General features: G+C 70.2%; 15 protein-coding genes, 1 tRNA gene and 3 pseudogenes. 4 read left to right on the top strand and 15 right to left on the bottom strand.

The genetic code is table 11. From position 1 onward, the window contains the following. Positions 1–67: 67 nt before the first annotated feature. A complete protein-coding gene (locus tag ABZ624_RS30630) occupies positions 68–1,867 on the bottom strand; it encodes a DEAD/DEAH box helicase (protein ID WP_360096037.1) in 1,800 nt (599 codons plus the stop codon). 180 nt (positions 1,868–2,047) lie between these two features. Beyond that, positions 2,048–2,137 (bottom strand): annotated as a pseudogene (locus ABZ624_RS30625) (death-on-curing protein); the annotation flags it as partial. 294 nt (positions 2,138–2,431) lie between these two features. Between ABZ624_RS30625 and ABZ624_RS30620 the strand changes: the two are divergent. Both ABZ624_RS30620 and ABZ624_RS30615 read left to right on the top strand, forming a co-directional pair. After that, positions 2,432–2,503: transfer RNA gene (locus ABZ624_RS30620), tRNA-Cys, on the top strand. A gap of 288 nt (positions 2,504–2,791) precedes the next feature. After that, positions 2,792–3,940: a hypothetical protein gene (locus ABZ624_RS30615; protein ID WP_360096034.1), complete on the top strand. Its 1,149-nt coding sequence runs from the start codon at positions 2,792–2,794 to the stop codon at positions 3,938–3,940. A 98-nt stretch (positions 3,941–4,038) separates the two neighbouring features. On the opposite strand, the pseudogene ABZ624_RS30610 reads toward ABZ624_RS30615, so the two are convergent. Next, positions 4,039–5,071, bottom strand: a pseudogene (locus ABZ624_RS30610) (site-specific integrase); the annotation flags it as partial. A gap of 7 nt (positions 5,072–5,078) precedes the next feature. Further along, the gene (locus tag ABZ624_RS30605; protein ID WP_360096031.1) at positions 5,079–5,828 is read right to left on the bottom strand and encodes a transposase family protein; all 750 of its coding nucleotides are present in this window, start codon (positions 5,826–5,828) and stop codon (positions 5,079–5,081) included. A 921-nt stretch (positions 5,829–6,749) separates the two neighbouring features. Between ABZ624_RS30605 and ABZ624_RS30600 the strand changes: the two are divergent. Further along, positions 6,750–6,920, top strand: a pseudogene (locus ABZ624_RS30600) (IS5/IS1182 family transposase); the annotation flags it as partial. Between the two features lie 380 nt (positions 6,921–7,300). On the opposite strand, the gene ABZ624_RS30595 reads toward ABZ624_RS30600, so the two are convergent. From ABZ624_RS30595 to ABZ624_RS30560, 8 genes are all read right to left on the bottom strand, one after another. Beyond that, on the bottom strand, positions 7,301–8,461 hold the full coding sequence (locus ABZ624_RS30595; RefSeq protein WP_360096028.1) for an SUKH-4 family immunity protein: 1,161 nt from the start codon (positions 8,459–8,461) through the stop codon (positions 7,301–7,303). Between the two features lie 136 nt (positions 8,462–8,597). Next, a complete protein-coding gene (locus ABZ624_RS30590) occupies positions 8,598–8,729 on the bottom strand; it encodes a hypothetical protein (protein ID WP_360096025.1) in 132 nt (43 codons plus the stop codon). Continuing rightward, positions 8,726–11,035 carry a molybdopterin cofactor-binding domain-containing protein gene (locus ABZ624_RS30585; protein ID WP_360096022.1) on the bottom strand — a complete coding sequence of 770 codons (2,310 nt, stop codon included), beginning with the start codon at positions 11,033–11,035 and terminating at the stop codon, positions 8,726–8,728. The genes ABZ624_RS30590 and ABZ624_RS30585 overlap by 4 nt, the downstream gene beginning before the upstream one ends. Continuing rightward, entirely contained in the window at positions 11,032–13,194 is a 2,163-nt protein-coding gene (locus tag ABZ624_RS30580) for a 2Fe-2S iron-sulfur cluster-binding protein (protein WP_360096019.1), read from the bottom strand. The genes ABZ624_RS30585 and ABZ624_RS30580 overlap by 4 nt, the downstream gene beginning before the upstream one ends. After that, positions 13,191–14,084, bottom strand: coding sequence for an FAD binding domain-containing protein (locus ABZ624_RS30575; RefSeq protein WP_360096016.1), 894 nt, complete (start codon positions 14,082–14,084; stop codon positions 13,191–13,193). The genes ABZ624_RS30580 and ABZ624_RS30575 overlap by 4 nt, the downstream gene beginning before the upstream one ends. Positions 14,085–14,341: 257 nt before the next feature. After that, complete coding sequence (locus ABZ624_RS30570; RefSeq protein ID WP_360096013.1) at positions 14,342–16,012, bottom strand: beta-N-acetylhexosaminidase; 1,671 nt, start codon at positions 16,010–16,012, stop codon at positions 14,342–14,344. A 215-nt stretch (positions 16,013–16,227) separates the two neighbouring features. Then, the gene (locus tag ABZ624_RS30565; RefSeq protein WP_360096010.1) at positions 16,228–16,524 is read right to left on the bottom strand and encodes a DUF3039 domain-containing protein; all 297 of its coding nucleotides are present in this window, start codon (positions 16,522–16,524) and stop codon (positions 16,228–16,230) included. Positions 16,525–16,553: 29 nt separating this feature from the next. Then, positions 16,554–17,126, bottom strand: coding sequence for a YqgE/AlgH family protein (locus tag ABZ624_RS30560; protein ID WP_360096007.1), 573 nt, complete (start codon positions 17,124–17,126; stop codon positions 16,554–16,556). A 274-nt stretch (positions 17,127–17,400) separates the two neighbouring features. On the opposite strand from ABZ624_RS30560, the gene murA reads away from it, so the two are divergent. Beyond that, complete coding sequence (murA, locus tag ABZ624_RS30555; RefSeq protein WP_360096004.1) at positions 17,401–18,741, top strand: UDP-N-acetylglucosamine 1-carboxyvinyltransferase; 1,341 nt, start codon at positions 17,401–17,403, stop codon at positions 18,739–18,741. A gap of 122 nt (positions 18,742–18,863) precedes the next feature. Here murA and ABZ624_RS30550 read toward each other — a convergent pair whose 3' ends face one another. From ABZ624_RS30550 to ABZ624_RS30540, 3 genes are all read right to left on the bottom strand, one after another. Then, positions 18,864–19,145, bottom strand: a complete 282-nt coding sequence (locus ABZ624_RS30550) for an HU family DNA-binding protein (protein WP_023550134.1) — start codon at positions 19,143–19,145, stop codon at positions 18,864–18,866. 332 nt (positions 19,146–19,477) lie between these two features. Continuing rightward, complete coding sequence (locus ABZ624_RS30545) at positions 19,478–20,893, bottom strand: NAD-dependent malic enzyme (RefSeq protein WP_360096001.1); 1,416 nt, start codon at positions 20,891–20,893, stop codon at positions 19,478–19,480. A gap of 389 nt (positions 20,894–21,282) precedes the next feature. Then, positions 21,283–23,646, bottom strand: coding sequence for a UvrD-helicase domain-containing protein (locus tag ABZ624_RS30540; protein ID WP_360095998.1), 2,364 nt, complete (start codon positions 23,644–23,646; stop codon positions 21,283–21,285). Positions 23,647–23,691: the final 45 nt, after the last annotated feature.

Genomic DNA, 23,691 nt, shown 5'->3' with positions numbered 1-23,691 from the left:
AGGAACTGACACGCGCCAATCCCTGGGGGTGCCCCTGCCCATCCGCCGACCGAGTCGGGCGGGCACGTCACTTCATCCGGGTCGCCCACTCCTGCACCTTCGCGATCCGCTGCCGCAGCTGCCCCGCCGTGGCCTCGGCGCTGGGCGGCCCCCCGCACACCCGCCGCAGCTCGGTGTGGATCACGCCATGCGGCTTCCCGCTCTGGTGCACATACGCGCTGACCATCGTGTTCAGCTGCTTGCGCAGCTCCATCATCTCCTTGTGCGTGACCACCGGCCGGCGCTCGGCGGGCAGCTCCAGCAGGTCGGCCTCGGTGTCCGGCTTCTTCCGGCTGTGCGCGATCTGCCGGGCCTGCCGCTTCTGCAGCAGCAACTGCACCTGCTCGGGTTCCAGGAGCCCCGGGATACCGAGGTAGTCCTGCTCCTCCTCGCTCCCCGGGTGGGCCTGCATGCCGAACTCGGCGCCGTCGTACAGCACCCGGTCGAAGACGGCGTCGGACTCCAGCGCCTCGAAGGGCAGCATGTCCTGCTCGCCGGTGTCCTCGTCCTGCTGCTTGTTCGCCTCCTCCATCTCCTTCTCGGATTCGGCGTACGGGTCCTCCTCGCCCTCCTTCTTGGGCTTGTCGAGGGCGTGGTCCCGTTCCTTCTCCATCTCGTTGGCGAAGGTCAGCAGGTCGGGCACGGTCGGCAGGAACACGGACGCGGTCTCGCCGCGCCGCCGGGACCGTACGAAACGCCCGACGGCCTGCGCGAAGAAGAGAGGCGTCGAGATCGTCGTCGCGTACACGCCCACCGCGAGCCGGGGGACGTCGACGCCCTCGGACACCATGCGCACCGCGACCATCCACCGGTCGTCGCTCTCGCTGAACTCGTCGATCCTCTTCGAGGCGCCGGCGTCGTCGGACAGCACGAGCGTCGCCTTCGTCCCCGTGATCTCACGGATGAGCTTGGCGTAGGCGCGGGCGGAGTCCTGGTCGGAGGCGATGACCAGCGCCCCCGCGTCCGGGATGGCCTTGCGGACCTCGGTCAGCCGCTGATCGGCGGCGCGCAGCACACTGGGCATCCACTCGCCGCGCGGGTCCAGCGCCGTACGCCAGGCCTGGCTGACCGCGTCCTTGGTCATCGGCTCGCCGAGCCGGGCCGCGACCTCGTCACCGGCCTTGGTGCGCCAGCGCATGTTGCCGCTGTAGGAGAGGAAGATGACCGGCCGGACGACGTGGTCGGCGAGGGCGTTGCCGTACCCGTACGTGTAGTCGGCGGCGGACCGCCGGATGCCGGCGTTGTCCTCCTCGTACGTCACGAACGGGATGGGGTTGGTGTCCGAGCGGAACGGCGTACCGGTCAGCGCGAGCCGGCGCGTGGCGGGCTCGAACGCCTCCAGGCAGGCCTCGCCCCAGGACTTGGAGTCACCGGCGTGGTGGATCTCGTCGAGGATGACGAGCGTCTTGCGCTGCTCGACCCGGTTGCGGTGCAGCATGGGCCGTACGCCGACACCGGCGTAGGTGACCGCGACGCCGTCGTAGTCCTTGCCGAGCGGGCCCGCGCTGTACTCGGGGTCGAGCTTGATCCCTATCCGGCCCGCCGCCTCGGCCCACTGCTTCTTCAGGTGCTCGGTCGGCGCGACCACGGTCACCTGCTGCACGACGTGGTGGTGCAGCAGCCAGGAGGCGAGCGTCAGCGCGAAGGTGGTCTTGCCGGCGCCGGGCGTGGCGACGGCGAGGAAGTCACGCGGCTGCTCCTGGATGTACTTCTCCATCGCCCCCTGCTGCCAGGCACGCAGCTTGCTGGCGGTACCCCAGGGCGCGCGGCCCGGGAAGGCGGGCGACAGGTGGTGGGAGTGAGCGGAGGAAGCGGCGGTGGTAGTCACGGTCTCCGTATGTCTTGCGGGTCGGGCGGCTCGGCTACGTATGACAACCGGGCCACCTTACCGGCGCCGCCCTCCCGCCCACGCCCGGACGAGCCCGGGTCGCCCGTGGGTGGGACCGAGGTCACAGTCAGCGTGCGAAGCGCTGCAGCCGGGCCGCGATTTTGCCGATCAGCGCCGCGGCCTTTGCCATACGTCCGGGTACGCGTCCTGACCGAAGAGGCCCGACCGGGGTCGCGCCGGCGCCGAGCCCAGGAGCCCGTCGTCGCGCACCTCTTCCTGTTCCTGCGATTACGGCGTCGTGCGCGAAGGCCTGCATACTGCGCCCCTCAGCCGCCGCCTTGCCCGACGGGGTCCATGACGGCGGCGTCAGGGGGCTCAAGGGCGGCCATGCCCGCCAGAGCAAGGCCCACAACCGGGTTTGACCCCTGTCGATGGTCGGGCCCGACGCTCGCCCTCGGTCCTACGCCCCCCCTTTCATGAACGGCGTATGGCAGTCCCGTTGCGCCCCCACGCCGTCCCTTGAACCCCCAGGCCGCGTCCCCATACCGTCATTTCCACGAACACGGCCGTGTGCCCGAGTGGTTGAGGGGCTCGCCTGCAAAGCGAGTTACGCGGGTTCGAATCCCGCCACGGCCTCTAGCGCCTTGACCAGGCAAAACGAAAGGGCGGCACCCATGGAGGGGTGCCGCTTTTTGGGTCCGTCCGTCTCAGTTGCCGTCTCAGTTGGCCCCGCTGGGCTCCTGCTAGGGAGGCTAGCCGGCTAGGCAGCCACGGCCGTTCGACGGCTACTGCTTGAGTGGCAGGGCAGGTAACTCTGGCTCATACTGAAAGAGGTTTCCCGGTCACGAGAGGTGACGCCAACCGCTGCTCGCCGTTCAATCCCTGATGGGTTACGAGTCCCCAACAGTGACCTGTGGTGGAATTATGCCTGACCCCGACAAGGCCAGCAGCCGTAAAATCCTCGACATCTGGGACATATTCCCGGCTGCGGCACTTATAGCGTTCGCGTTTTACTGTGGAAGCCTGGGTGCGAAGTTTTTCTGGGGCACGCTCGGCACTGGCGCACTCATAGCCATCGCTTCGGGCTTGACAGGAGCACTTCTTGGATTCCTCTTCGGAATACCCAGGAGCATTCGCGGAAGGCAGCAAGTCGCCATCGGTGATCCGAATTCTGAGGACGACAGAGGCTACAGACCCAGCACGAATCTCGAAGACGTATCCGACTGGCTCACCAAGATCATCGTAGGGGTTGGGCTAGTCCAGCTTGGAACCGCGACGGCGACATCAGCCAGACTAATACACACAGTGGGTAATGGATTGGGAGGTACTGCATCAGCAAGGATCGCGGGCGGATCACTATTAATCGTCTTTGCCGTATTCGGATTCATTAAATCCTATCTATGGGTGTATACGTCCGTAACCGACTACTTTCGCAACACCTATCGGAAGCTAGTATCTGACGTGTCCGACACGATCAGGCAGGATCTGCAGGACCAAGCGCATTTGGACGCCTTGGCACATCTCGTCGTCCAGGAAGTACTGGACCCCCCACCAGGGACGCCGACAAAACCACAGGAGCAAATCGACGAAGTCATCGCTAAAGCTACCCCCGAGGCTAGGCTGCAAATTTTCGACAAGGTCCGCGAGCGTCGGCGCTCCACCTGGAAAGATGATAAGGCGGGAATGGCGCGGACTATTCCAATTTTTCACGCCATAATAAAGACGGATACCTCCGGAGAATTCCATCAAGCTCATGGACAGCTCGGCTATGCACTAAAGGATCAGGCAGTCCCCGATTGGCAGTCCGCCCTTTCCGAATTGTCCCTAGCCATCGAGCGACGTGGCCCGGTGATGGAAAAAGGTTGGCCACTGTATGAATTTAATCGTGCGCTCTGTCTAATTAATCTGGACTCGCCGAGCGAGGGGGAATCTCCTAGTCATGTGCGCGAACAAGTCGTGGCCGATATGCACGCGCTAAAGCAGGCACTCCCTGACCGATTCTATGGGTTGACAGGTGTACCCATCGTGAAAACTTGGCTTCAGCGCAACAATCTTCGGCCCGAAATGATCTGACAGAACACCGCATAGCGATGAATGGGTGGACTCGTGTCGCATGACGCATGGTGCAGGTGGCAACCGGAGGGGCTGCCACCTGCCCTCTTTGCGTAGTCTCATCTAACTGGTTCGCGCACGCTAGCCACACCGCCGTCATCATCCGGCCGGTCCGTCTCAGTCTTCCAGATCAGGCCATCGACCTGCCTCGCGATGTCAGCGCGCACCGCGTCGACCATGTGCTGATACCGAGCGGCCATAGCTGTGGTCGACCACCCCAATGAGACCCATGACGGCCCGCTCGGGGACACCGAGGATCAGCAGGACTGTCGCGGCCGTGTGGCGCGCGTCGTGCAGACGCCCGTCACGGACGCTGGCCTCTGCCAGAAGGGACTTCCACTCCGCCCAATCCCGGCGGTGGGACGGGCTGCGGCCGTGCTCATCCGGGAACACCAAGCTGTTCTCCTCCCATCGCTTGCCCGCCGCCTCCCGGTCCTCTTCCTGCGCCTTGAGGTGGGCACGAAGTAGGTCAACGAGCTGTTCGGGGACACCGACCGCACGGCGGCCGGCACGCGACTTGGTGGTAGAGATCTCCGGGTTGGTACGTCGCCTCTGCGGGCAGTATCCAGCGGCCATGCGTCCACAGGGCTCCGCGCACCCGTGGCTGTACTGCGGCCGGTGGCGACTTCGGCGGACAACAAGGAACCCACCGTCAAGGTCCACGTCCTCCCACTTGAGGGCCAGTACTTCCCCCTGACGGAGTCCGAGGGCGAGGGCGACGGCCCAGCGTGCGGAATTGCGGTGCTGGTCAGCGGCCTTCAGCAACCGCTGTACTTCTTGGACGGTGTAGGGCTCCACCTCGTACTGCCCCGTCTTCGGGGCCTTGGCCAACTGAACGGGGTTTTTGCCGAGATGCCCGCGCCGTACGGCCTCGTTGAGGGCGGTGCGGAGGGTGCGGTGCACCTGGTGAGCAGTCGCGGGCTTGCTGCCGTTGGCCTGCATCTTCGCGTAGAACGCCTCGATGTGCTCAGGCTTGAGCCTGTCGAGACGGTGAGCGCCCAAGCCGGGGATGAGGTGCTTCCGCACGGCGACCCCGTACCCGACCATCGTGTTGTCGTTGACGGCGAGGGGTTCGACGTTCTCGATCCAGTGAAGTCTTTCAGCGTTGCCGCTCCAGGGTGAGGACAGCTGCGGCGATTGACGTCATTCGATTCGGGCTGCACCGGGATCTGCGGAAGATCCGCCAGGACTTCAGACGGGCGATTCCACGCTCGACCGGGCCCCATGCCTTCGACAGCGCCCGGTTGACGGCCTGTTGGGTGGGCGTCAGTTCACCTCCCGCAGGCCGTCTCGCCGGTGTAGTCACCCACGCGCCGGCACCGATGTAGGCGCGATCGGCCAGGATCGGCACTCCTTGGCGCTCGCAGATCCTGATGATCCGGTGGGCGCGGGCCGCGGTGAGGTCGTGGCAGCGCCCCGGCAGGGCCGGAGACAGCCACAGCACCTCGCCATGGAGGTCGGTGACCACCTGCTCGTTCACCCCGTGCCGACGGTGCTTGGCCGAGTAGTCGGCCCGGCCCTCGCCGAGGCGGTCGCACTCGGCCAGGGTGCCGTCCAGCAGGACGAAATCGGGGTCAGCTTCGCGCAGAGCACGCAACAGACCCGGGGCACGGGCGGCCAGCAGCTCGATGACCGCGCTGGTATAGGCGTGCGCGGTGCCGACCGAGATGCCGAACCCGGCGGCGATCTGTGCGAGGGACTCGTGCTTGCGCAGGTACACCAGAGCGACCAGGGCACGCTGGTGCGGCGGGAACTTGCAGCGGCGGTCACCCTCGCGGGTGACGATGAGCATGGTGACCCACTCGATGAGCGCATGGGGCAGGTCGAGTGCGGCAGGATGAGGGACCAACAAGGCTCCTGCGCCGATGGGTTGAGACTTCGAACACCTCCCTCAACGGCACGGGAGCCTTGTGCGTTGCGGCCAAGGTCGCTGTCATCCGATCGTGCCCTCGCTGAAAGACCTCACTGAAAGAGAGAGATCGCGTGGCAGCGTTCCTCATCTACGCGCCGACGAACCTCTGTCAGTGAGATGAAACAGCCTTACATCTGTCGAATCGCGAGGCTTTCGTTGTTGTGGGACGATGTAGGTGTCGGATGGATTCCATCGCAACCGAGGGGACTTGGACCATGTCGTGGAATGCTGGGCTGGTATGGCTTCGCCCCGGCGCCTCCGAGAGGCGACAATTCACTTGGACGAATCCGAGTTGGGTGGGTCCACAATTCATTCTTCCGCGGGCCAATAACGGTGGAGGAAGTCTTGTGACGTCGAACGCGGGAACCGAATGCCTGCACATCAGCGGGGATTCGGTTTACTGGCTGGTGATATCGAATGCCAGTTCGTCAGAGTGGGTAAGTTACGACCTTACTGGGGGAGGTGTAGTTTGATGTCTGAGCCTAAAAGGGCCCGCAGCCTACTCGTCCGGGCCGAAGGGTCTGGTGAAATCGTCAGTGTCTTCTGGCCCTACGAGCAACACGAAGGCCCGTCTGAGATTAGTGTTGCTCTGGCGGAAGGTGAAGTGCTGCATGAGGTAGAGGTTCCCGCTGAGCTGTATTCAGCAACGCCCTCTGCGGACTTCTTTCGTGACTACGCCATTCAAGTCGACGAGCGAGGGAAGCCTGCACTCGCCCGGCGAAGGAATAGTTGACCGAGGCGATGCTGATGGGGGCCACGGGCGAACTGTTGGACGCTCGCTCAGTGAGGTCTTTCAGCGAGGGCACGATCGGATGACAGCGACCTTGGCCGCAACGCGCAAGGCTCCCGTGCCGTTGTTATACCAGCGCGGTCATCGAGCTGCTGGCCGCCCGTGCCCCGGGTCTGTTGCGTGCTCTGCGCGAAGCTGACCCCGATTTCGTCCTGCTGGACGGCACCCTGGCCGAGTGCGACCGCCTCGGCGAGGGCCGGGCCGGCTACTCGGCCAAGCACCGTCGGCACGGGGTGAACCGGTGCCGGCGCGTGGGTGACTACACCGCCCGAATCGAATGACGTCAATCGCCGCAGCTGTCCTCACCCTGGAGCGGCAACGCTGAAAGACCTCAGTGCAGCGCGTAGCACGTCCGAGGCTGTCAGAGTGGTTGGTAGCGGCTCTGGCTCCGTCTCAGTTTCCGTCTCGTTCGTAGTCGCCCGCCGTCGTCCGGACCCGTTCGCGCTGCCTCAACGAGCACAGCGTCCGTACGGCAGTGAACGCACGCGCACCCGTCTGGATCAGACTCCAACCAGCCCGGACAAACCTGCAAAGCGAGTTACGTGGGTTCAATTCCCGCCACGGCCTCCAAGCCCGATCGTGGCGTGAGCGGTGACGGGGTGAGGGCGGGCGGGCCGGGTCAGAGGGCGCCGCCCGCCTCGTCCCGGAACGCGTCTGTCCAGTAGTGCCAGGTCGTGTCCGGGAGGGTGGCCGCGGGGTCGAGGGCGGTCAGGGTGTGGAGCATGGCCGCGGCCAGGTGGTCGTAGGCGCGGGTCGTCAGTTCGTTGCCGAGGTGCTCGTCGATGGTGCGCTCGTGGTGCAGGAGCCAGAGCGTGAAGGCGAGGGTGGAGACGTCAGTGTTGAGCGGGTGGAGCGCCGCATCCGGCCCGCTGTGGGTCAGGACCGCGCCCGTTCTGCCGTCGACCACCAGGCCGTGGTCCCCGGCCAGGCGGCCGAGGCGGATCAGGTGGTCGGCGTGGGCCGGGAGTTCGTCCGGGAGACAGTCGCCCGTGTACTCCTCGGTGACGTACTCCCGGAGCGTCTGCAGCGGGACGTCCGTGTCGGCGTGGAAGAGCACCGCCTCCTCCGGCAGCCCGGTCTCGCGCAGGAAGCGCCGGGTCGGCTCGTGCGTGAGCGTCGCGGGGAAGTCGACCTCCTCGAAGCGCACCACCCGGCCGTGCCCGAACTCCTGGTCCAGCAGGCGGGCGGGAACGTCCAGGGAGAGCCCGGAGGCGGTGCCGGGACCCGCGGCGAGGGCGAGCGGGCGGATCAGGGCCGCCGCCTTCCAGTACGGCGGGACCTCGCCGCCCGCGCCCTCCTGGAAGAGGGTGAGCAGCCGGCGGGTCGCCTCGGCCGCCGTCCCGGGGCCGTACCGGCCCGCCAGGGAGGCGAAACGGCCGCGCAGGCCCGCCAGCTCCTCCGTGACCGCGGCGAAGCGCAGCAGGGTGTCCAGGGAGCGCGCGAAGGGGCGAGTGTCGGAGGGGGCGAAGAGGTACGCCGTCGTCAGCTCGCCGGTGCCGCCGTCGAGCAGGATCGACTCGCGCTCCATGCCCGCCGGGCTGAGCAGTTCGCCTATCACCAGCCGGTCCCGCAGCTCGTCCGCCACGCGGAACGGGCCCCCCACGGCGTCGGCGAGCGTGCGCAGGCCGTGCGTGCGCAGCGGGGAGAAGGTCAGCAGGTCGGTGGCCGCGGGCACACCGGTGCCGCTGAGCAGGCCGCGCGTCGGCGCGTGCGTGACATGGCGGTCAAGCTCCGCCTCGGTCAGCGTGATCGCCGTGATCCCGGCGTCGGTCGTGCCCATCGCTCCCCCGCGATCTTCCCCGTACGGTGCACCGTGAGTCCGTGAGTGCCGCTGCCCCCACCGCTCAGCACACTACGCCGCCCCACTGACAACGGCCCTCACCAGGAAAGACGTCAGGCGACCCGGGTCCGTCGCGTCACGTGAAGTAGATACCGCCCAGGACCACGGCCAGCGCCGCGACGAGGAACAGCAGGATCCACAGGAACAACTTGCCGACGCTCGGCGGGGGTTCGTAACGGGGTTCGTCGGAGGGTTCGGGAGTGCTCATTGGGGCATCACCACTGCTGCCTGCGGGCGGATCGGGAGGCGGTTGACCGGGCGGCCGGTGGCCGCGCGGACGGCGGAGGCGATCGCGGCCGGTGCCGTCACGACCGGGACCGCGCTGACGGACTTGGCGCCGAAGGGCGCGACCACGTCCCGCTCCTCGACCAGTCTGACGATCCGGATGTCCGGGGCGTCGAGGGCCGTCGGAAGGGCGTAGCCCGTCAGGTCCGGGTGGCGGATCAGGCCGCGGGGCGTACGGAGGTTCTCCGTCAGGGCGATGCCCACGCCCTGGGTGACGCCCGCCTCGATCCGGGCGGCCAGCTGGGTCGGGTTGAGGATCCGGCCCACGTCCTGGGCGACCGCCAGCTCCACCACCCGTACCGAGCCCAGCTCGATGTCGACGTCCACCACCGCGCGGATCGCGCAGAACGCGAGGCCCACGAAGGCGTCGCCCTGCCCGGAGGCGTTCAGCGGCTCGGTGGGGTGCGGGCGGCACTGGGCGGTGGCCCACAGCTCCTTGCCGTCCAGCGCCTCGGTGACGGTCGTCGAGAGCACACCGTCGTACGAGGTGATCTTGCCGTCGGTGATCTGCAGCAGCTCGGTGGACATGCCGAACTTGTGCGCCAGGGGCTGCAGCAGCTGTGTGCGGACCATCTTCGCCGCCCGCTCCACCGCGCCGCCGGACACCCAGGTGTGCCGGCCCCGGCAGCCCGCGCCGGCCGGCGGCTGGTCGGTGTCGACCGGCGCCACGTGGACCTCCTCGATGCCGAGGGTCTCCTGGACGATCTGCCGGGCGAGCGTGGTGAAGCCCTGGCCGGTCTCGACGGCGGCGCAGAGGACGGTCGCCACGCCGTCGTGGACCTTGACCGTCGCCGTGGACACCTCGTCGGCGCCCTCCGCGCCGAGCATGTGCACCATGCCCAGGCCGTAGCCGACACCCCGGCGCACCGCGCCCGGTTCGCCCGCGCCCTCGGGTCCGCCGGGCAGCAGCCACTCCTCCTCGGGGCTGTCCTTGGGCAGGGTGGGCAGCGGGAAGTCCCGGACCGCCTGCAGGAGTTCGGCCACCGGGGCGGGGCAGGTCACCGTCTGGCCGATCGGGAGGACGTCCCCCGTCGCCAGGACGTTGCGCAGGCGCACCTCGGCCGGGTCCAGGCCCAGCTTCTTCGCCAGCTTGTCCATCTGCGCCTCGTAGGCGGCGCAGACCTGCATCGCGCCCTCGCCGCGCACATGGCCGGAGGGCGGGTTGTTGGTGCGCACGGCCCAGCCCTCGATGAAGGCGTTCGGGACGACGTACGGGCCGCACGCGAAGGAGACGGCGGCGGCCAGCGCGTCGGAGGAGGTGTCGGCGTACGCGCCGGCGTCCAGCAGGATCTGCGCCTCCACCTTCACCAGCTTGCCCTCGGCGTCCGCGTGGTGGCGGTACCGGAGCAGCGTCGGATGGCGGTGGGTATGGCCGAGGAAGGACTCCTCGCGGGTCGCCGTGAGCTTCACCGGGCAGCCGGTCTTCAGGGCGAGCAGGCCGAGCGGCAGCTGAAAGCCCTGGTCCTCGCGGTCGGCGGTGGCGCCCGGCACCCCGGTGACGACGATCTTCACCCGATCGGGGGACAGGCCATAGCAGGCCGCGGCCGTGTTGCGGTCGGCGTGCGGGTCGGTGGAGGCCAGGTACAGCTCCACGCCGCCGTCGGGGCGCGGCACGGCGAGGCCGGCCTCGGCGCCGATCGGGGCCGGGTCCTGGCGCCCTATGCGGTACTGGCCCTCCACGACGACCTCGCCGACCGCCGACGGGTCGCCGTGGTGCAGCGGGATGTGCCGGATCAGATTGCCGTCGGGGTGCAGCGGCTCGGCCTCGAAGGCGTGCTCGGGGTCGGTGACCGGGTCGAGTACCTCGTACTCGACGATGACGGCCGCGGCGGCCATCCGCGCGGTGTCCGGGTGGTCGGCGGCCACGGCCGCGATGGGTTCGCCGTGGTGGCGTACGACCTCGGAGGCGAACACCGGCCGGTCGGGCGTGCCCCGGCCGTGCCGGGGGGTGCCGGGCACGTCCTCGTGGGTGACGACGGCCCGTACGCCGGGCATCTCGCGCGCGTGGCTGGTGTCGATGGAGACGATGCGCGCGTGCGCGTGCGGGGAGCGCAGGACGGCCGCCCACAGCAGGCCCTCGGCCCACAGGTCGGCCGCGTACGGGAACGTGCCCTCGGTCTTGGCGCGGGCGTCGGCGTGCGGCAGGGAGGCGCCGATGCCGTGCGGCCACGCCTCGGCCTCGGGGGCCGCTTCCGCGGCGGTGGTCGCCGCGGCGGCTTCGTTGCTCACGCCTGGCCTCCGTCCTGGCCGTAGTGCGGGTCGTGCGGGCCGTGCTGGTCGTGCGGTCCCGGGGTGCCGTGCGGCGGGGTGCCGTACGGGTCGGGCGGGCCGTACGGATCCGGTGCGTCGCCGTAGCCGCCGGGAGCGGCCCGCGGCGTGTCGAACGCGCCCGGCGCCTCGAACGCCGACGGATTGACACCGCCGGCGCCGGGGCCCGCCTGATGGGGAATACGGGCCTCGCCCGCGTCCGTCTCGGCGTCGGCGGCGTGCGACGCCTCGCGTTCGGCGACGACCTCCTGGACGGCCTGGAGGACGCCCCGGTAGCCGGAGCAGCGGCACAGGTTTCCGCACAGCGCCTGCCGGGTCTCCAGCTCGGTCGGCGCGGGGTTGCCCTCCAGCAGGTCGTGCAGGGTCATCGCCATGCCGGGCACGCAGAAGCCGCACTGCACGGCGCCGCACCGGGCGAGCGCGCGCTGTACGTCGGAGGGCTGTCCGTCGACGGCCAGGCCCTCGACCGTCCGCACCTCGCTGCCGGCCGCGGTGACCGCCGGGACCAGGCAGGAGGCCACGAGCCGGCCGTCGACCTGCACGTTGCAGGCCCCGCACTCGCCCTGCGAACAGCCGTCCTTGGCGCCCGCGAGACCGAGCCGCTCCCGCAGGACGTACAGCAGCGACTCGCCGATCCAGGCATCGGTGACGGGGCGGTCGGCGCCGTTGACGCGCAGGACGTAGGAGGCGAGCGGGTGGTCGTCGTTCGGCGGGAGGGGGGCGGCGTGCTCCGCGTGTTCCTCGGCTGCGCCCTCGGGCGCGTCGTCCGCCCCGGGTTCGGCCGCCACGGCGGTCCCGGGCGCGTCGGCGGCGTTCTCCGGTACGGCTGCGGAGGCCGGGGTCCGCGGTGCCGAGTGGTCGGCCGCCGCCGCGTCGGCCGTGGCGGGGCCGGCGGGCGTCGTGGGCGCTGTGGCCGCCTGCGGGACCCCGGCAGGGGCCTCGGGGCCTTCGTGACCTGTCGGGCCGTCAGCGGGGCGCTCAGCGGGCTCCGCGGGGCCGTGGCCGTCGGTGCCCGGTCCTGGTCCTGGTCCGGCCGCCGAGTCGGCCCGCTGCTCCGGGAACGCGGTCGGCACGCCGGGCTGCTCGGGCTCGGCGGACTCGCCGAACTCCCGGAACTCCCCGGACTGGGCAGGCCGGACAGGCTCGGCGGACTCACCGAACGCGCCGGGGCGGCCGGCCTCGACGCCGCGCGCATCGGCCTGCGCATCGGCCTGCGCCTCGGCGCCCTCGGCCCGCCGACCGTCCCCGCGGGCGGCCGGCGGGTGGCCGGTGTCTTCGTGACTGGCCGGTGCGTGCCCGGCGTCCCCATGACCGACCGGCGGGTGCCCGGCGTCCCTGTGAGCGGCCGGCTGGTGGCCGGTGTCTTCGTGACCGGCCGGTGCGTGCCCGGCGTCCCCGTGAGCGGTTTCTCCTGCCCCGGTCTCCTCGTGAGGGGCCGTGGCGTGATCGGCCGGGGCCTGCCGGTACCGCTCGTCCGGTGCGGGTGCGTAGCCCGGCGCCGGTGCGGCCGGAGCGCCCGCCGGGTGTGCGTCGGTGTGGTCGGGCAGGGCGGTGTGGCCGGTGTCCGCGGGCCGGCCCCAGGGGCGGCCCGTGTCCTGGGTCGCCCATGGCGCGGGCGCGCCGCCGGGCAGCGTGGCCGGCGGGGTGCCGCCCCACTGCTCGACCAGGGAGGACGTGGTGAACTCGCCCGACTCGTCCGGAAGATCACCGCCGGCGACCGGGATGGACCACTGTCCGGTGACGTCGTGCCCGGGCGCGGCCGGGGCCGCGGGCTCGTCGAAGGTCCAGTGCTGGGTCGCGCCGGGCTGGTAGGTGAACCGGTCGTCCGCGGTGGGCACCTGGGGCGTGGCGTTCGGGTCGGGCCACTCGGCGCCGCCCGCGGGCGCGGCCCAGGTGCCGGTGGCGGCGGGGTCCCCGGTGCCGGGGGCAACCGTTATCTGCGGCGGCACATAGCCGTGCCCCGGTGCGGCCAGCGGGCTGTCGCCGGACAGCAGGGCGTCGATGCCGCCCTCGGGGAGCTTGACGAAGGCGGTGGCGCCGTCGTCGTAGTCGCCGTGGGGCAGCGGATTCCAGCGTCCGCCGCCCTGGGGCGTGCCCTCTCCGTGCTGGTCGTCGGTCACGACAGTGCCCTCCCCAGTGCTCGTCGGGCCAGTGCGGCGACGGCGCGCCGCAGGTGCAGTACGGCGGGCGGAAGCGGGGCGACCGAGCCGTCGGGCTCCGGTGCCGGGTCCGGGATGCAGGCCGCGGCGACGTACTCGCCGAAGGCGTTCAGGGCCTCCGGCACGAGCGCACGGTCGTTGTCCCAGTCGATCAGCTGGGCGACCCACTGCTCGGCCTCCAGAGGCCTGAGCGGCATCGGCGCTATGGCACCGACGGCGCACCGCACTCCGCGCCGGGCAGGGTCGAGGACGAGGGCCACGGAGGCCAGCGCGCGGCCCGGGCCGGTGCGTCCGGTCGCCTTCAGGAAGACCTGCGGGGCGTGCAGCAGCGGCACGCGCACGTAGCCGATGAGTTCGCCGCCGCGCAGCATCTCCATGCCGGCCAGCAGGTGCGACACCGGGATCTCCCGGCGGGCCCCGCCCGGGCCCGCGATGATCAGCGTCGCCTCCAGCGCGGCCAGCACCGGCAGCGCGTCCCCGGTGGGGGCGGCCGAGGCGATGTTGCCGCCGAGGGTGCCCGCGTTGCGGATGTGCGGCGGGCCCGCGGCGCGCGCGGCGGCGGCGAGCGCCGGGATCAGGGCCGCGAAGTCGGGGCGGCCCATGCGCGCGTGTGTGAGGCCCGCGCCGAGCAGCGCGTGGCCGTCCTGGTACTGCCAGCCGCGGATCTCGCTGATCCGCCCGAGACCCACCAGGGCGGCGGGCCTGAGCTGACCGGAGTTGACGGCGGCCATCAGATCGGTGCCGCCCGCGACGGGGACCGCGGTGGGCGTCTCGGCGAGGGCCGCCACCGCCTCGTCCAGCGTCGTGGGCAGCGTGACGGCCTGCGCCGCCTGCGGTGCGTGCGTGGTCAAACCGGCTGCCCCTTCCCGCTGCCCCACTGGTCCCACCTGTGTGGCCGTACCGTACGTGCTCACAGGGCGGACGTGGCAACTCTGGCACATCTTCGCAACGGCCGAACGCGGGGGTCCGCTAGGAGGCATTCGCCCACCTCACCACGGAGATGGTCCGTTTTCGCACGGCATCACCGGTGCGCACCGATTGACACTCTTCGGTGACCCTTGACGCGGTTTTCCATTCCTTGTTCGGAACGGTCACGTGTTCGGGGTGGTCACTTGTTCGGCGGCGGGCCCTCTTTCGGGCGACCCGGGACGCCGGGGCGTTTCTGCCACGGCCGGGGTCCGGCGGGCGGCCGATATGCGACCCCGAGGGCGTCGAGTCGCGCGTAGTGGGCGGCCATACGGCGTTCGAAGCCGGCGAAGTCCCGTTCCGCGGGGGCGGGCAGCCGGCTCCAGGCCACCTCGGCGAAGGCGGCCAGCCGGGGAAACGTCTGGTAGTCCACGCGCGCGACGTCCTCCATCACCTCGGTCCAAACGTTGGCCTGAGTGCCCAGCACATGCCGGGCCTCCTCCTCGGTGAGGCCGGGCGGAACGGGTTCGAACCGGTAGACGTCCTCCAGCGTGCGCACGAACCCGATCGGCACCGGCTCGTCGTCGCCCGGGGCCTGACGATGGTCCAGATACACGTACTGCTCCGGGCACATGACGACGTCGTGGCCGGCCCGCGCGGCCGCGATCCCGCCGCCGTACCCACGCCAGGACGACACCGCGGCCCCCTTGGCGAGCCCGCCCTCCAGGATCTCGTCCCAGCCGATGAGCCGGCGCCCGCGCGCGGACAGCCACGTGTCGAAGTGCCCGATGAACCACGCCTGCAGTGCGTCCTCGTCGGCGAGTGCGAGGTCCGCGATCCGGGTCTTGGCCGCCACCGACCCGCTCCACTGCTCCTTTCGGCACTCGTCCCCGCCGACGTGGACGAACTGCGAAGGGAACAGTTCCAGGACCTCCTCGAACACTCCCTCGTAGAAGCGCAGGGTGTTGTCGGTGGGGGCCAGTACGTTGGAGGAGATTCCCCAGGTGTCCCACACGGAGAGGGCGGTGGTGTCGATGACGTCGGTGTTGCCGAGTTCCGGGTACGCGGCGACGGCGGCCTGCGAGTGGCCCGGTACGTCGATTTCCGGGACGACGGTGATATGCCGCTCGGCGGCGTAGGCGACGATCTCCCGGATGTCGTCCTGGGTGTAGTAACCCCCGTGCGGTTTCTCCTCCCACAGCGGCGAGGCCCGGTGACCGAATTTCGTCCGGGCCCGCCAGGAGGCGACCTCCGTCAGCCTCGGGTAGCGCTTGATCTCGAGCCGCCAGCCCTGATCGTCCGTCAGGTGGAAGTGGAAGACGTTGAGTTTGTGCGCGGCCATCAGGTCCAGATAGCGCAGCACGCCGTCCTTGGGCATGAAGTGCCGGGCCACGTCGAGGAGGAGACCGCGCCAGCGGAACCGGGGGGCGTCGCGGACGGTGACGGCCGGGATCTCCCATTCCGTCCGGCCGGTGACCGGGGCGCGCCGGAAGGCCTCCGGGCCGAGCAGTTGACGGAAGGTCTGGGCGCCCCAGAACAGGCCGGTCTCGCTCGCGCCGTCGATGCAGACGAGATAGCCGTCGGCGCACAGCTGATAGGCCTCAGGGCTGCCGAGTTCGTCCGCGAGCGACGGCCGGATCCGCAGCAGGATGCGGGAGCCGCTGTCGCGGTGCGGGGCCAGCGGCAGCCCGGTGGCCGCGCCCACGGCCGTCCGCAGCCAGCGCGCGACCCGCTCGGTGCCCCCGGTGGCGTCGATCTCGGTGTCCGCGTCGATGACGTATCCGGTGCCGCCGCCGGGCAGCGAGGCCGACACGCGGCTCGGCGCGGGGATCAGCGCCACGTCGGGCTCCGGGAAAAGGGGCGTGTCGCTCATGTCGTCAGTCCTCTGCCGCGCCACCAGAACGTGCAGTGCATCCTGCCCCGTGACCGTTTCGTCACGCGCATGACACCGGTGAGGCTACGGACTCCGCCACCACGCCCACAAGAGGTCTGGACCACTCGCGCGCCGAGGACGCAAAGACGACACAAAGACCCCCGGCGCGCGCGCCGCATACGCGCCGGGGGCTCACGACCGCGGACGGGACGGCCTTACTTGTCGCCGCCCTTGCCGCCCTTGCCGCCCTTGTCCTCGCCACCGCTGCCCATGGACTCGTAGATCTCCTTGCACATGGGGCACACGGGGTACTTCTTCGGGTCGCGGCCCGGCACCCAGACCTTGCCGCACAGCGCCACGACGGGAGTGCCGTCGAGCGCGCTCGCCATGATCTTGTCCTTCTGGACGTAGTGGGCGAAGCGCTCGTGGTCGCCGTCGCCGTGGGACACCTGTGGCGTCGGCTCTACGAGGGTCCCCGTACCAGTCCCGCGCTCGGGCTCAAGAGTGCTCATAAGCCCCAGGGTACTGAAGCGCAGGCGCATCAGTTGAGCGACGGGTCGTCCGGGTACGTCGCCACCATCGCCAGCTCGCTGCGCTGGCGGCGCAGTACCTCCCGCCAGAGTCTTTCCGGGGCCGGCGAGGAGACGTCACCGGGTTCCGACTCGACCACGTACCAGGCACCCTCGACCAGCTCGTCCTCCAGCTGACCCGGGCCCCAGCCGGAGTATCCGGCGAAGATCCGCAAGGACCCGAGGGCCGCGGCGAGCAGCTCGGGCGGGGCCTCCAGGTCGACCAGACCGATCGCACCGTGCACCCGGCGCCAGCCGAGCGGGGCGAGGTCGCCGTTCGCACCGCCCGGGATGACCGCGATGCCGAGCGCCGAGTCGAGCGAGACGGGGCCGCCCTGGAAGACGACACCGGGCTCGCCGGCGAGGTCGGCCCAGCCCTCCAGGATGTCACCCACGTCCACCGGGGTGGGGCGGTTGAGGACGACGCCGAGGGAACCCTCCTCGTCGTGGTCGAGAAGGAGCACCACCGCGCGGTCGAAGTTCGGGTCCGCCAGGGCGGGAGTGGCCACGAGCAGCCGCCCTGTGAGCGAGGACACCTCGGTCATGCCAGACATGATCCCGCATCTTCCCCTTCGGTGGGGAGCCAATCGGCGTGCCGGAGTGAACGCAGCTCAGGGAGCAAGGAGGCACCCCGGGCGCACACCCGGCCGGTGACCCCATGTGCCCGAAAGGGAACGGTTCGTGTTGTGACACAGCTATGACGTGTCCGGGTGGTACTCGGGCTTACGGACGGGGGGTAATCGGCGATTACCCTGTCTTCCCGGCCCCTGCGCACAGTGATCGGCCGGCCCCTGCCCAACTCATCGGAACGCGAGATACATGACCGTCAACGACGATGTCCTGCTTGTCCATGGCGGAACCCCGCTGGAGGGCGAGATCCGTGTCCGCGGTGCGAAGAACCTCGTACCGAAGGCCATGGTCGCCGCCCTGCTGGGCAGCGCGCCGAGCCGACTGCGCAATGTTCCCGACATCCGTGACGTGCGGGTCGTCCGCGGCCTGCTCCAGCTGCACGGGGTGACGGTCCGTCCGGGCGACGAGCCCGGCGAGCTGGTGCTCGACCCGACGCACGTCGAGAGCGCCAACGTGGCTGACATCGATGCCCACGCGGGGTCGAGCCGTATCCCGATCCTGTTCTGCGGCCCTCTCCTGCACCGTCTCGGCCACGCGTTCATCCCGGGCCTCGGCGGCTGCGACATCGGCGGCCGGCCCATCGACTTCCACTTCGACGTGCTGCGGCAGTTCGGCGCGACCATCGAGAAGCGCGCGGACGGTCAGTACCTGGAGGCCCCGCAGCGGCTGCGCGGCACCAAGATCCGGCTGCCGTACCCGTCCGTCGGCGCGACCGAGCAGGTGCTGCTGACGGCCGTACTCGCCGAGGGCGTGACGGAGTTGTCCAACGCGGCCGTCGAGCCGGAGATCGAGGACCTCATCTGCGTGCTGCAGAAGATGGGCGCGATCATCGCGATGGACACCGACCGCACGATCCGCATCACCGGTGTGGACAAGCTCGGCGGCTACACCCACCGCGCACTGTCGGACCGCCTGGAGGCCGCCTCATGGGCGTCCGCGGCCCTCGCGACCAGCGGCAACATCTACGTCCGCGGCGCCCAGCAGCGCTCGATGATGACGTTCCTGAACACCTACCGGAAGGTGGGCGGTGCCTTCGAGATCGACGACGAGGGCATCCGTTTCTGGCACCCCGGCGGCCAGTTGAAGTCCATCGCGCTGGAGACGGACGTGCACCCCGGCTTCCAGACCGACTGGCAGCAGCCGCTGGTCGTGGCGCTCACGCAGGCCACGGGCCTGTCCATCATCCACGAGACGGTCTACGAGTCCCGCCTCGGCTTCACCTCGGCCCTCAACCAGATGGGCGCCCACATCCAGCTCTACCGCGAGTGCCTGGGCGGCTCCGACTGCCGCTTCGGCCAGCGCAACTTCCTGCATTCCGCGGTCGTCTCCGGCCCCACCAAGCTGCAGGGTGCCGACCTGGTCATCCCCGACCTGCGCGGCGGCTTCTCCTACCTGATCGCGGCCCTGGCCGCCGAGGGCACGTCCCGCGTCCACGGCATCGACCTCATCAACCGCGGCTACGAGAACTTCATGGAGAAGCTCGTGGAACTGGGCGCGAAGGTGGAGTTGCCGGGCAAGGCACTGGGCTGAGTCCGGCCGGCTCCAGCCGGGCCGGCGTTCGAGGCCGTTTGTGACAGCAACCACGATGGGGCGGCTCCCGGAAATCCGGGAGCCGCCCCATCGGCGCTTGAACGGCGCTCAGAGCGGAGCGCTTACTTGCCCTTGGCCGCTTCCTTGAGCTTGGAGCCCGCGGTGACCTTCACGCTGTAGCCGGCGGGGATGTTGATGGGCTCGCCGGTCTGCGGGTTGCGCGCGGTGCGAGCGGCACGGTGGGTGCGCTCGAAGGTCAGGAAGCCCGGGATGGTGACCTTCTCGTCGCCCTTGGCGACGATCTCGCCGACGGTCTCGGCGAACGCGGCCAGCACGGCGTCGGCGTCCTTGCGGGTCACCTCGGCGCGGTCGGCCAGCGCGGCCACCAGCTCACTGCGGTTCATGTTGTTACTCCCGTGTATTTCTTGCCGTTGGGGTGTGCCACGCGGCGGATCCGCCCGAGGCACTGCGATGCCGATGCGCTCGCGCCCAGGGACGCATCCTGCCCCTACCTGCGGCGGTAAAGCCAATCCGGCACCCGTAGGAGTCGTGAGAACACCCTGGGGAGTCACACGAAAGGCGCCCGCTCGGCGTCACCCTAGAGCGCGCCCGGCATCAGCTGGTTCCACGACGCGCCGGTGCGGGGGGCCGCCGTGGTGATCCTCACAGCCCTTGCACAGTACGGTACGCCGTCACCTGGCCGACGCCCGGCCGCCCCCTTCCCTTCACCAGGTGACTAGGCCGTCGCCCCGGCCGCCTTCGCGGCCTCGCGGACGGCTCCGGCGACCGCGCCCGCGACCTTGTCGTTGAAGACGCTGGGGATGATGTAGTTCGGGTTCAGCTCGTCCTCGGTCACCACGTCCGCCAGGGCCTTGGCGGCGGCGAGCATCATCTCGGTGTTGACGGTGCGGGACTGGGCGTCCAGCAGGCCGCGGAAGACACCCGGGAAGACCAGCACGTTGTTGATCTGGTTCGGGAAGTCGGAGCGCCCGGTGGCCACAACGGCCGCCGTCTGACGGGCGATTGCGGGGTCCACCTCGGGGTCGGGGTTCGCGAGCGCGAACACGATCGCGCCGTCTGCCATGGCGGCCACGTCGTCGCCGTCCAGCACATTGGGAGCCGAGACGCCGATGAACACGTCGGCGCCGCGCACGGCTTCCTTCAGGGTGCCGGTGAGGCCCTCGGGGTTGGTGTTGTCGGCGATCCAGCGCAGCGGCGAGTCGGCGGGGGCGTTCACCAGGTCCTCGCGGCCGGCGTGCACGACGCCGTGGATGTCGGCGACGACGGCGTTCTTCACGCCCGCCGCGATGAGCAGCTTGAGGATGGCCGTACCGGCCGCGCCGGCGCCGGACATGACGACCCGGATGTTCTCGATCGCCTTGTCCGTGACGCGCAGGGCGTTGGTCAGGGCGGCGAGGACGACGATGGCGGTGCCGTGCTGGTCGTCGTGGAAGACGGGGATGTCCAGGGCCTCGCGCAGCCGGGCCTCGATCTCGAAGCAGCGGGGCGCGGAGATGTCCTCCAGGTTGATGCCGGCGAACCCGGGGGCGATCGCCTTGACGATCTCCACGATCGCGTCGCTGTCCTGGGTGTCCAGGCAGATCGGCCAGGCGTCGATCCCGGCGAAGCGCTTGAACAGGGCCGCCTTGCCTTCCATGACGGGCAGGGCCGCCTTGGGGCCGATGTTGCCCAGGCCGAGCACGGCGGAACCGTCCGTCACGACCGCAACGGAGTTGCGCTTGATGGTCAGGCGGCGGGCGTCCTCGGGGTTCTCGGCGATCGCCATGCAGACGCGGGCCACACCCGGCGTGTAGACCATGGACAGGTCGTCACGGTTGCGGATGGGGTGTTTCGACGCCATCTCGATCTTGCCGCCGAGGTGCATCAGGAACGTACGGTCGGAGACCTTGCCCAGCGTGACACCCTCGATGCCGCGGAGCTTCCCGACGATCTCCTCGGCATGCGCGGTCGAGGTGGCCGCGATGGTGACGTCGATACGGAGCTTCTCGTGCCCGGACGCGGTGACGTCGAGGCCGGTCACCGAGCCTCCGGAGGACTCCACGGCGGTGGTGAGCTGCGAGACGGCGGTTCCGCTCGCGGGCACCTCCAGCCGGATGGTCATCGAGTAGGAGACGCTGGGCGCCGTTGCCATGGCCGACTTCCTCTGCTTTCACCGTGTCGCGAGTTGTGCCGTCCGATCGTCGCACCTACCCGTGAGTACGTGATAGTCGCCCGGCATTGCGGACGTTTTGTTCACAGCGGGCGCACGGCCAGGCGCGCAGTTTCGGAAAATCACTTCCACCATACGAGAGATGATCAGGTGGGGGAAGGGTCATGCGGGGGCAAAGAAAGAGGTCCACGTCACATTCGTGACGTGGACCTCCCACGCTTACGACACCGACCCGCCATGCTCGCCTCGCGGCAAGTGGTCCCTCGCAGGGACAAAGGTTGGGCCCGGGGGCTTGGATCGAGCCGGTGCCGTACCCAGGCTAACAAACGGATGCCGGGGACCATTCCCCTTGCGGGGAGTTCACAGAAATCTCAGTCTCTCAGCAGATCCGGCACCCCGGCCGCGTCCGGTTCGTCCCGCTCCCCCGAGACCACCGTCAGCTGCTGGGTGGCCCGGGTCAGCGCCACGTACAGCACGCGCAGGCCGGCCGGGGACTCGTCGGCGATCTCCGCCGGCGAGACGACCACGGTCGCGTCGTACTCCAGGCCCTTGGCCTCCAGGCTGCCGAGCGCCACCACCCGGTCGCCGAGCCCGGCCAGCCAGCGCCGGGCCTCCTCGCGCCGGTTCATCGCGACGACCACACCGACCGTGCCGTCCACCAGCTCCAGCAGCCGCTCGGCCTCGGCGCGCACGGTGCCGCCCAGCGACTCCCCCACGACCGTGAAGCGCGGCTGGACCCCGGTGGACCGCACCGCCCTGGGCGCCTGTGAGCCGGGCATGGCGAGCGCGAGCACCTTGGCGGCCAGCTCGGCGATCTCGGCCGGGTTGCGGTAGTTCACGGTGAGCTGGAAGCGGCGCCGCGGGCGGGAGCCGAGGGCCTCGTCGCGGGCCTCGGCCGCCTCGTCCGGGTCGGACCAGGAGGACTGGGCCGGGTCGCCGACGACCGTCCAGGTGGCGTGCCGGCCGCGGCGGCCGACCATGCGCCACTGCATCGGCGTGAGGTCCTGCGCCTCGTCCACGATGACGTGCGCGTACTCGGTGCGCTCCTGCGCGAGCCGCTCGGCCCGCTCCCGCTGGGTCTCCTCGCGCACCGGCATCAGCTCCTCCAGGCCGGTGAGCTGGTCCAGCGGGTCCAGCTCGCGCCGCTTCCTGGGGCGGGCCGGGGCACCGAGGATCGCCTGGAGCTCGTCCAGCAGGGCGATGTCGTGCACGGAGAGGCCGTCCCGCTGGAGCGACCGGGCCACCTTGCGGATCTCGCCGGGGTTGAGGATGCGGCGGGCCCAGCGGCCGAGCCGCTTCTCGTCGGCCATGGCGGCGAGCACCGCCTTCGGCGTCAGCTCCGGCCACCAGGCGTTCAGGAAGGCGATGAAGGAGTCCTCGCTCGTGACGTCCTCGTCGAAGGAGGAGCGCAGCTCGGCGGCCAGCTCCGGGTCGCTGTGCCGGGCGGCGGCCCCGGACCTGGCCCACAGGGCGTCCAGGAGCAGCTTGCGGGCGCGCGGGCGGAGCAGGTTGACGGGCGCGGTGCCGCCGAGCACGGTACGGCGGACACGTTCCAGTTCCTGCGCCTCCAGCTCCAGACGGCGCCCGAAGGCGACGACACGGAGCCGCGTCGGTGACCCGGTGCCCGTCCGCGGCTCGGTGTCCTCCTCGTCCTGCGGCGGAGCGATGGACCCGAGCTCCAGCGCGCCCCGGGCGGCCTTCCGCAGCACCTTCAGCATGCGGTACGAGCCCTTGGCGCGGGCCACGGACGGGGAGTCGTACAAGGTGGCCTCGGCGCCGACGGCGTCCACGGCGAGTGAGCCGATCGCGCGGATCGCGACCTGGCCCTCCTCGCCGAGCGAGGGCAGCACGCCCTCGGTGTAGGCCACGAGCAGCGGGGTCGGCGAGACGATCAGGATGCCGCCCGCGTAGCGTCTGCGGTCCTGGTAGAGCAGATAGGCGGCGCGGTGCAGGGCGACGGCGGTCTTGCCGGTGCCCGGACCGCCCTCGACGTAGGTGATGGAGGCGGCGGGGGCGCGGATCACCAGGTCCTGCTCGGCCTGGATGGAGGAGACGATGTCCCGCATGGTGTGGCTGCGGGCCTGGCCGAGGGCGGCCATGAGGGCACCGTCGCCGATGACGGGCAGTTCGCGGCCGTCGAGGTAGGCGGTCAGCTCGGGGCGCATCAGGTCGTCCTCGACACCGAGGACGCGGCGCCCCTTGGAGCGGATGACCCGGCGCCGTACGACCCGGCCCGGCTCCACCGGCGTGGCCCGGTAGAAGGGCGCGGCGGCGGGCGCCCGCCAGTCGATGACCAGCGGCGCGTAGTCCTGGTCGAGGACGCCGATGCGCCCGATGTGCAGGGTCTCGGCGATGTCGGCGGTGTTGTCGTCCCGCACGGCGCCCTCGGCGGGTTCGACGGCGGTGTACGCCCCGTCGGGCCCCTTCTTCCCGTCTTTCCCGAGCAGCAGGTCGACCCGCCCGAAGAGGAAGTCCTCGAACTCGTTGTTGAGCCGGTTCAGGTGGACGCCGGCCCGGAAGACCTGCGCGTCCCGCTCGGCCAGCGCACCCGGGGTGCCGACCTGGCCGCGCTTGGCCGCGTCGTTCATCAGGAACTCGGCCTCGTGGATCTTCTCTTCCAGCCGCCGGTACACCCGGTCCAGGTGTTCCTGTTCGACGCTGATCTCCCGGTCACGGACGGAATCGTGTGCGTCCTGTACCGAGCCGACCGCGGACTGCTGAACCTGAGCGGCCACCGGGCCCCCTTCTGACGTGCTGGGCAGCCGTCAACCGTACGCGAA

It is taken from the genome of Streptomyces sp. NPDC007205 (assembly GCF_040634095.1).
GTDB lineage: Bacteria > Actinomycetota > Actinomycetes > Streptomycetales > Streptomycetaceae > Streptomyces.
This window is presented reverse-complemented; position numbering and strand designations above follow the sequence as displayed.

Excerpts from the sequence above, each read along its gene's own strand:
- ABZ624_RS30615 (WP_360096034.1), top strand. The coding sequence starts at position 2,792 with ATGCCTGACCCCGACAAGGCCAGCAGCCGTAAAATCCTCGACATCTGG.
- ABZ624_RS30595 (WP_360096028.1), bottom strand. The coding sequence starts at position 8,461 with ATGGGCACGACCGACGCCGGGATCACGGCGATCACGCTGACCGAGGCG.
- ABZ624_RS30590 (WP_360096025.1), bottom strand. The coding sequence starts at position 8,729 with ATGAGCACTCCCGAACCCTCCGACGAACCCCGTTACGAACCCCCGCCG.
- ABZ624_RS30570 (WP_360096013.1), bottom strand. The coding sequence starts at position 16,012 with ATGAGCGACACGCCCCTTTTCCCGGAGCCCGACGTGGCGCTGATCCCC.
- ABZ624_RS30565 (WP_360096010.1), bottom strand. The coding sequence starts at position 16,524 with ATGAGCACTCTTGAGCCCGAGCGCGGGACTGGTACGGGGACCCTCGTA.
- ABZ624_RS30560 (WP_360096007.1), bottom strand. The coding sequence starts at position 17,126 with ATGACCGAGGTGTCCTCGCTCACAGGGCGGCTGCTCGTGGCCACTCCC.
- murA (WP_360096004.1), top strand. The coding sequence starts at position 17,401 with ATGACCGTCAACGACGATGTCCTGCTTGTCCATGGCGGAACCCCGCTG.
- ABZ624_RS30550 (WP_023550134.1), bottom strand. The coding sequence starts at position 19,145 with ATGAACCGCAGTGAGCTGGTGGCCGCGCTGGCCGACCGCGCCGAGGTG.
- ABZ624_RS30545 (WP_360096001.1), bottom strand. The coding sequence starts at position 20,893 with ATGGCAACGGCGCCCAGCGTCTCCTACTCGATGACCATCCGGCTGGAG.